Annotated in this window: 9 protein-coding genes; 4 read left to right on the top strand and 5 right to left on the bottom strand. The window is 67.3% G+C overall.

Translation table 11 applies throughout. The annotated features are described in order from the left end of the window. Positions 1 to 388: 388 nt before the first annotated feature. From QZT59_RS04440 to QZT59_RS04430, 3 genes are read right to left on the bottom strand one after another with little or no spacing between them, the layout of a single operon-like run. Entirely contained in the window at positions 389 to 850 is a 462-nt protein-coding gene (locus QZT59_RS04440) for a YeeE/YedE family protein (RefSeq protein ID WP_290811888.1), read from the bottom strand. A gap of 2 nt (positions 851 to 852) precedes the next feature. Then, complete coding sequence (locus QZT59_RS04435; protein ID WP_290811885.1) at positions 853 to 1,410, bottom strand: YeeE/YedE family protein; 558 nt, start codon at positions 1,408 to 1,410, stop codon at positions 853 to 855. A gap of 20 nt (positions 1,411 to 1,430) precedes the next feature. Next, positions 1,431 to 2,624, bottom strand: coding sequence for an MBL fold metallo-hydrolase (locus QZT59_RS04430; RefSeq protein ID WP_290811891.1), 1,194 nt, complete (start codon positions 2,622 to 2,624; stop codon positions 1,431 to 1,433). 239 nt (positions 2,625 to 2,863) lie between these two features. Between QZT59_RS04430 and QZT59_RS04425 the strand changes: the two genes are divergently transcribed. From QZT59_RS04425 to QZT59_RS04415, 3 genes are all read left to right on the top strand, one after another. Further along, positions 2,864 to 3,109, top strand: a complete 246-nt coding sequence (locus tag QZT59_RS04425; RefSeq protein WP_290811882.1) for a sulfurtransferase TusA family protein — start codon at positions 2,864 to 2,866, stop codon at positions 3,107 to 3,109. Position 3,110: 1 nt separating this feature from the next. Beyond that, a complete protein-coding gene (locus QZT59_RS04420; RefSeq protein WP_290811879.1) occupies positions 3,111 to 3,695 on the top strand; it encodes a DsrE/DsrF/DrsH-like family protein in 585 nt (194 codons plus the stop codon). A 221-nt stretch (positions 3,696 to 3,916) separates the two neighbouring features. Next, complete coding sequence (locus QZT59_RS04415) at positions 3,917 to 4,531, top strand: helix-turn-helix domain-containing protein (RefSeq protein WP_290811876.1); 615 nt, start codon at positions 3,917 to 3,919, stop codon at positions 4,529 to 4,531. Positions 4,532 to 4,673: 142 nt separating this feature from the next. Here QZT59_RS04415 and QZT59_RS04410 read toward each other — a convergent pair whose 3' ends face one another. After that, positions 4,674 to 5,954, bottom strand: a complete 1,281-nt coding sequence (locus QZT59_RS04410; RefSeq protein ID WP_290811873.1) for an MFS transporter — start codon at positions 5,952 to 5,954, stop codon at positions 4,674 to 4,676. Position 5,955: 1 nt separating this feature from the next. Continuing rightward, the gene (locus QZT59_RS04405) at positions 5,956 to 7,068 is read right to left on the bottom strand and encodes an MBL fold metallo-hydrolase (protein ID WP_290811870.1); all 1,113 of its coding nucleotides are present in this window, start codon (positions 7,066 to 7,068) and stop codon (positions 5,956 to 5,958) included. 85 nt (positions 7,069 to 7,153) lie between these two features. On the opposite strand from QZT59_RS04405, the gene QZT59_RS04400 reads away from it, so the two are divergent. Beyond that, on the top strand, positions 7,154 to 7,800 hold a 647-nt coding region (locus QZT59_RS04400; RefSeq protein ID WP_290811867.1), incomplete at its 3' end, for a helix-turn-helix domain-containing protein.

Raw genomic sequence — 7,800 nt, 5'->3', positions numbered from 1 at the left:
CGCCGCCCGCTGGCCGTCGGCGACCGACGCGGGGCTCGAGGCGGCGTCCATACCGACCGGTACCTCTCGTAACGAATAAACCTTCCCGCGGTGGCACCCGCGCGGAATCGACGGCAGGCGGGGACGGGCTTCCGACGCGCGTCGGCGACAGCCGACCGCTCCGGGCGACGATACCGAAACGGCGCCGCCGTCGAGCCACCCGAAGACTGCCCGGTCTCGGGGGGCTCTCGGTCGGACGGCTCACGCGCTCCGGAGTCTCCGTCGTCGTCGTCCGAACGCCCCGTCAGCGAAGTCACCCCGGGCGTCTCGTGACCGCGGCCCGAGAGGCGGATCGGGATCGGAACGGGTGGGCCATCGCCATCCCGGTCGGTCGTCCGCTCGAACGGGATCAGTCGGCGCCCGTCGCGCCGGTCCGCGAATCGGCCCGCTGGCTGCGCCAGACGCCCTGGACGTACGCGCCGACGAACATGCCGGCGAGCGCCCACAGGATCGCGACGTTGCCGACGCCGAGGCTGGCGTAGGCCGCGCCGGGACAGATACCCGAGAGCCCCCAGCCGACCCCGAAGATGGCGCCGCCCACGAGGACGTTGCGATCGAACGACTTCAGCCGCCGGCCGTAGGTGTCGCCCGTCAGCGGGGCGCGGTCGCGGAGTCGTGGCATCACCGCGAACGCGATGCCGGACACGATCGCGGCCCCGAACATGACGAACAGCAACCCGAAGTCCTCGAACTGCAGGAAGTTCAGCACGACCTCGGGCCGGGCCATGTGGCTGAATCCGAGCCCGAAGCCGAAGATCAGGCCGCCGACGAAGATCAGCGGCACGAACAGCGGATGTCGATTTCCGTTCATCGTTACGGACTCACCCCCAGGGCCATCACGACCTGGGCCGTGCCGATCGCGACCAGCAGGAACGTCATCACGCCGACGATCGACGTCTTCGACGCCGAGCCGACGCCGCAGACGCCGTGGCCGGAGGTACAGCCCTTGCCGATCCGGGTGCCGATCCCGACGAGGATTCCGCCGAGGAACAGCCGCCAGGGCTGGACGTCCGTCAGCCAGATCGTCAGGCCGCCGACCTCGCGCGTCTCGCCGGTCGTCCCCGGCTGGTAGAGCCCGCTCGAAAGCAGCCCGGACTGGAACGTCAGCGCGTAGGCGAACGCGCCGGCGACGATGCCGAGCGTGAAGACGACGCGCCAGTCCCGGGAGCCGACGTACCGCTGGAATCGAGACTGCTCGGAGACGTAGCTCAGCGTCGACTCGAGGAACGTGCTCGCACCGGCCGGGATGCCCGTGCCGAGGTAGATCACGGCGGCGCCGAGACCGACGAGCAGCCCCCCGACGGCGTACCGGCTGATCCCCGCCGGGAACAGCGTCTCGTACAGCGCGGGTGCGACGAGTTCAGTTACCATGCGTCGGATCGATACTGGATTCAGTCACCGGCGAGCGACTCCTGGCTCGCGGCGCAGTTGTTCGGGCCGAGTTCGAGTTCGAAGGCCTCCTCGTCGTCGGCCTCGTGCTGACCGAGGTTCGTCGGGATGATGTCCTCGTAGTTGGCCGGACGGGGCGGCATGTCCGAGAGGATCAGCTCGACGAACGCGTCCTCGTCCATCGTCAGCGCGTCCATCTGGTCGACGAGCTGGCCGATCGGCGCCGTGTAGGTTCCGTCGTGGGCGGGCTCGGCGGCGTCGCTGTAGTGAGCCCCGCCGATCAGCGTGTCGTCGGGCAGCGCCAGCACGCGCTCTTGCAGCGACTCGTAGAGCTGCGCGGCCGCCTCGGGGGCACCGTCGTCGCCCTCTTCGAGGTCGGGGCGGGCGACGCTCTCGACGAAGAGGCCGTCACCCGTCGCCAGCAACTCGTCGTCGATCAGATACGAGGTCATCCCGGAGGTGTGGCCGGGCGTGTAGACCGTCTCGATCGTGGCGTCGCCGACCTGGAACTCGTCGCCGTCCGCGGCCACCGTCAGCTCGTCGGCGTACGTGACCCCCCGATCGACCGAGGCTTCGGGGATGACGCCCTCGACGCCCTCCGCAGCGAGGTTACGGACGCCCGAGATGTGGTCCGCGTGGATGTGCGTGTCGATCGCGTACGCGAGGTCGACCTCCAGCTCATCGGCGTCCTCGAGATACCGGTCGGTGAACGCACGCAGGGGGTCGATCACGGCGGCCTCGCCGCCGTCGACGAGCACGTAACCGAGACAGCCGCTGGAGGGACGCTGGTACTGGTAGAGCGTCCCGGAGCCGTCGTAGCGCTCGACCTCGACGCGATCGTAAATGCGCGCCCAGCCGTTCATCCCCTCCTCGAGGTGGTCGACGTCGTAGCCGTGTTCTTTCAGCGTGCCGGCAACGTACTCGCTGGCCCCGCCTTTCGCACAGAGGACGGTGAGTTCGCGGTCGTCGGGAACCTGCGCAAGGACGTCCTCGTCGAGCTCCTCGTCGAGGAACTCGAAGTACGGGACGTTGATCGATTCGACGGTCTCGCCGTCGATCCGCCACTCCTCGTAGTCCGATTCCATTCGCGCGTCGAGGAGCGCGACCTCATCGCCCGCGTCGACGCGCGCTTTCAACTCGTCCGGCGTCACCGATTCGATTTCGACGTCCGGCGTCGGAAAGTCCATTTCGTCCATGTCGTACACTGCCCTGTACCGGCCGGGAGGGCTTAAGGGTTTGTATAGTATTTCCTACTTAGTGCAATACCGATGTCGGCCGCCACCCGGATAATAGCCCGCAATACGCATGTAAAGCCACGATTAGCCCATATTAGCGAGCCCACCCAATGGCGGGTATTCGTATATCGCGCAATAATCGATATCCTTTTATGGACCCGGCCAATATTGTGTGATAGCTCCAATACAGAGCACAAAACATGAGTTCGGAACACACCGCTACGGAGACGCTCGACGTGAAAGGACTGTCCTGCCCGATGCCCATCGTCAAGACGAAGGGAGCGATCGACGACCTCGAGGAGGGTGACGTCCTCGAAGTCGTCGCAACGGATTCGGGCAGCATGAGCGACGTTCGGGGCTGGGCCGAGGGCACCGACGGCGTCGAACTGCTCGATCAGGTCGAAGACGACGACCTGTACACCCACTACGTGAAGAAGACGGCCTGAGATGAGCACGGACGATACCACACCGTCGATCGACGACGCCGAGTTCGACGCCGCGGAGCTGCGGGCGCTGCGCGAGCGCGTCGCGGAGCTCGAGGAATCGGTCGCCGAGTCGGGCGACGATGACGACGACAAGAAGATGACGATCATCGCCACCCAGGGCAGCTTCGACATGGCGTACCCGCCGCTGATCCTGGCGAGCACCGCGGCCGCCTTCGACTGGGACGTCGTCGTCTTCCACACCTTCTGGGGGCTCGACATTCTCCACGAGGAGAAGTCGACGGAGCTCAAGCTGAGCGCCGTCGGAAACCCGAACATGCCGGTCCCGAACGCGGTCGCGGCGATTCCAGGGATGGACGCGATGGCGACCCGCATGATGCGAAAGAAGATCGACGAGAACGGCACTGCGACGATCGAAGAGCTGATCGAGCTCTCGCTCGAGCAGGGTGTCGACCTGCAGGCCTGCCAGATGACGATCGAGCTGATGGATTACGACGAGGACGACTTCTACGACGGCGTCACCACCGGCGTCGGCGCCGCGACGGCGCTGCAGCACATGGCCGAGTCCGACGTCCAGCTTTTGGTCTGAACGGCCGTTTTCGGACTCGAGTTGGCGATACCCGTGACGACGAGCTGCGACCACCGCGACGCCGTCGTCGATCTGGAGCGCTTCGGGGTGGCCGCGGACCCGCTTCGATCGAGCCGGCACGCCCCAACGACGCCGGGTCGCGAACCCGTTCGTGAGGCGGTCGCGAACCCGTTCGTGAGGAAGCACACGGTCGTTCCCGCCGAATTCGGAGGTGAGCGACGATGTTACAGTCCAGACTCAGGATCTCGCTGCACGACGAACTGGCCGTCGCGGCCGCATCGAGGGCGCACCCCGAGGTCGAGCTGTCCGTCCTGGGCGCGATTCCGTCCGACGGAGCCGGCGCCGCCGTGGTGCGCGTCGCGGGACCCGATCTCGAGGGCTTCCTCGCCGCCATGCGCGCGGGCGACGCTGCCGAGCGCGTCCGCATCCTCGAGCGCGGCGCCGAGGTCGCGATCCTCGAGCTCGAGTCGGCCGAGCCCGAGGTGCTGTTCGCCGCGCGTGGTGCGGGGACGCCGATCGAGTTTCCGGTGCGCGTCCGCGACGGGACGGCGACCGTCACTGTGGCCGGTCCCCGCGAGCGCGTCGCGGCGCTGACGGAGCGGCTCCGCTCGCTGGGGCTCGAGTACGACGTCGACGACGCGCGGTCGGATCCGGGCGCGAGTCGATTGACCGACCGCCAGCGGGAGGTCGTCCTCGCGGCCGTCGAGGAGGGGTACTACGACACGCCCCGCCGGTGCACGCTGACCGAGCTTGCCGACGAGCTGGGGATCGCGAAGTCCACCTGCAGCGAGACGCTGCACCGCGCCGAGGAGACGATCGTCAAGCGGTACGCGTGAGCTTCCGCGTCCCGCTTCGCGGACTGCGTCGGCCGCCGCTCCGGATCGTCGCCAAGACGCGGGGAGCGGTTTCGACGACCGCGAGGACGATCGCGGCGGGTGAGGGAAGTCCTCACGGGGCCACGGCGTCGGACGGTCGGTTCTAGACCTCCTCGCGGGAGAGCGAGGGGCGTTCGTGCGTCCCGAACTCGGGGTGGGTTTCCTCCATCGCGAGGACGACGAAGGCGCCCGAGACGAACATGGCGATCGCCGTCCCGTAGAAGGCCGCCTCGACGGACAGCAGGTCCATCGTAAGCCCGATGAAGACGGCCCCGACCGCGTACCCGAGGTCGCGCCACAGCCGGTAGACGCCGAGGCCGGTCGATCGCCAAAGCGGGTGGGCCGCGTCGCTGGCGACCGAGATCAGATTCGGGTAGTGAAGCGCCATTCCGACGCCGGCGACGGCGGACATCGCGATCCAGGCGTGGTAGCCGTCGACGAGCGTCATCCCGAGCACGCCCCCGCCGGCCAGGAAGAACCCGGCGACGATCGGGGGTTTACGACCGATCCGATCGCCGAGCCGTCCCGTGTACACCTGCAGGAAGTAGGCGCCGCTGTGGACGCCGACGACGACGCCGATCTGTGCCGTGTCGAGCCCCCGGGCCACAAGAAATAGCGGGAACCCGATCCAGACCAGCGTGTCGACGAAGTTCTCGACGTGGCCCGCCTGGGCGGCGGTGAACAGGGTGCGGTCCTTGTACGTCGCCCGCTTGACGATCTCCGCGAACGGAAGCTCCCCGTCGTCCCGGTCGTCCTCGCCGCCGTCGGCCCGAGCGGCCTCCGCTTTCGCGTACGGGAGCGTCTCCTCGACGAGGAAGATCGCGATCAACATCGCGACGACGATCACGAGCAGCAGGGAGTAAAACGGCTCCGGGCGCAGACTGTACTCCGCGGCGACGACGCCGGTGAACCACGCGCCGACGGCGACGCCCGTGTAGCCGAACGCCTCGTCGAGGCCGGCGGCCAGCCCGCGTTCGCTCGGCCCAGCGAGCTCGATCTTCGAGATCATGCTCATGCTCCAGGCGACGCCCTGGTTCACGCCGAGGAGCACGTTGCCGACGACGATCCAGGACCAGCTCGGCGCGAAGATCAGGACGAACGGGATCGGCAGCGCCGAAAGCCAGCCGAGAACGAGGATCGGCTTTCGACCGAACGAATCGGCCCACTTCCCCGAGTAGAGGTTCAGGACGGCCTTCACGATCCCGAAGCTGACGACGAACGAGCCGATGACGAGGAACGAGGTGACGTCGAACGTCTCCTCGCCCATGATGGGGACGACGTTTCGTTGGGATCCCATCGTCAGTCCGACGGCGAAGACCGTCAGGATCTGGAGGGCGAACTGCCGCCAGTTTCGAGCGATCCCCTGGGCGTACGTTCCGCTCATCTTACTCGGCCGCGCAGTTGTTCGGTCCCAGTTCGAGGGTCGAGCGCTCCTCGTCGGCGACGGTCTCGGCGCCGACGTTCACGCCCTTGACGCGCCGAAAATTCGGCGGGTGGTCCGGGACGTCCGCGGCCAGCGTCTCGACGAACGCGTCGCGATCGCGGTGCAGGTCGGCGTTCCGTGCTTCCACCTCGCTCATCGGTTCGGACGCGGGCGGCTCCGGAGAGCCGGGGTCGTGAGCGGGGAGAATCAGCGGATCGCCGGGGCGGTCCCGGAGTCGGCGCAGACTCTCGTACAGCGTCGCAGCGTTCGATTCGACGTCGGTCTCCTCGATCCCGGCCTCGACGCCGAGCTCGACGCGGCCGACGCTCCGGTGAAAGAGCGTGTCGCCCGTGAGAAGTGCGGCCTCGTCGACGGCGAACGTGACGCCTCCGCGACTGTGGCCGGGCGTGTGGATCACCGTCACCTCGACGTTCCCGATCGCGTGCGTCCCCCCGTCAGCTAGCGGCGCGGCGTCGATAGAGGGCGCGTCCTCCGGGTGGAGGAAGTAGGGAACCCCGTGACGCTCGGCGAGGTCGGGTCCGCCGGAGACGTGGTCGGCGTGGGCGTGCGTATCGAAGACGCCGACGAGCTCGGCGTCGTGCGCGTCGAGGATCGATTCGTACTCCTCGGAGTAGTGTGAGGCGTCGAAGACGGCCGCTTCGCCGTCGGAAACGAGGACGTGCGAGAGACAGCCCTTCCCCGGCCGTGCGACCTGCAGAAGCGTTCCGTCGAGGTCGACGTCGACGGGGGCGCTCCGGTGGACGCGGCTCCACCCGTGCATTCCGTCGACGAGCGTTTGCGCGTCATATCCCATCTCCTGCAGCGCGTCCGTCGCGCGCTCGGAGACGACGCCGGCGGTACAGACCGTCACCACCTCGCTCTCCGCGGGAACGGTCGAGAGGGCCTCCTCGACCGCCTCGGCGTCGTTCTCCCGCAGCTCGTCGTAGATGTCGACGTTCTCACTGCCGGGAATGTGCCAGTCCTCGAACTCGTCTTCGTGACGAATGTCGAGAACGTAGAGATCGTCGCCGCTCCGTAACCGCCTCGCGAATTCCGCAGGGTCGATTTCTGGCATCGTGTGTACGGAGGGGAGAACGAGGGATATGGAGACTGCAGGTTATGACCGGCACCCCCATAACCGTCGAGGGCCACTTCGCTTCATGGGACTCTATCAGGCGTCGTTTCGGATCCGCCACGAGTGCCCGTATCGGGAACTCTCCGAACGACATCCGGACCTCACGATCAGGGAGTGGTACCTGAGCGACTGCCAGGTCCTCGAGATTACGGCCCAGCACACCCCGCCCGAGGAGTTGCTCGCCGATATCGAGCGACTGGGGACGGTACTCCACACCAGCAACGACGAGTCCGGCCTGCACGTCGTGATGCAGTCCTGTCTCTGCGCGCTGGAGGGATCGATCATCGAGCGATTCGAGGAGCACGACTGTCTCTACCAGCCGCCGACCGTCCACCGACAGGGGTGGGAACACTACACGGTGATCGCGTTCGACGAGAAAGATATCGCCGCGCTGTACGACGATTTGGACGCGGACCGCGAGATCGACGTGCTCTCGAAGACCGGGCTCGAGGAGACGCAGCTCCCGCACTCGATGTTGGCCCCGGTCGATCAGCTGTTCGACGGGGTGACCGACCGCCAGCTGGCCGCGCTCGGACACGCGCTCGACAGCGGCTACTACGAACAGCCGCGGAAGGCGTCGGTGAGCGAGCTGGCCGGGCGGACGTCCGTGGCTCGTTCCACCTACGAGGAGCACCTCCGAAAGGCCGAGAACAAGGTGCTCACCAACGTCGG

The sequence above is a fragment of the Halovivax sp. genome (genome assembly GCA_007119345.1).
Classification (GTDB): domain Archaea; phylum Halobacteriota; class Halobacteria; order Halobacteriales; family Natrialbaceae; genus Halovivax.
This window is presented reverse-complemented; position numbering and strand designations above follow the sequence as displayed.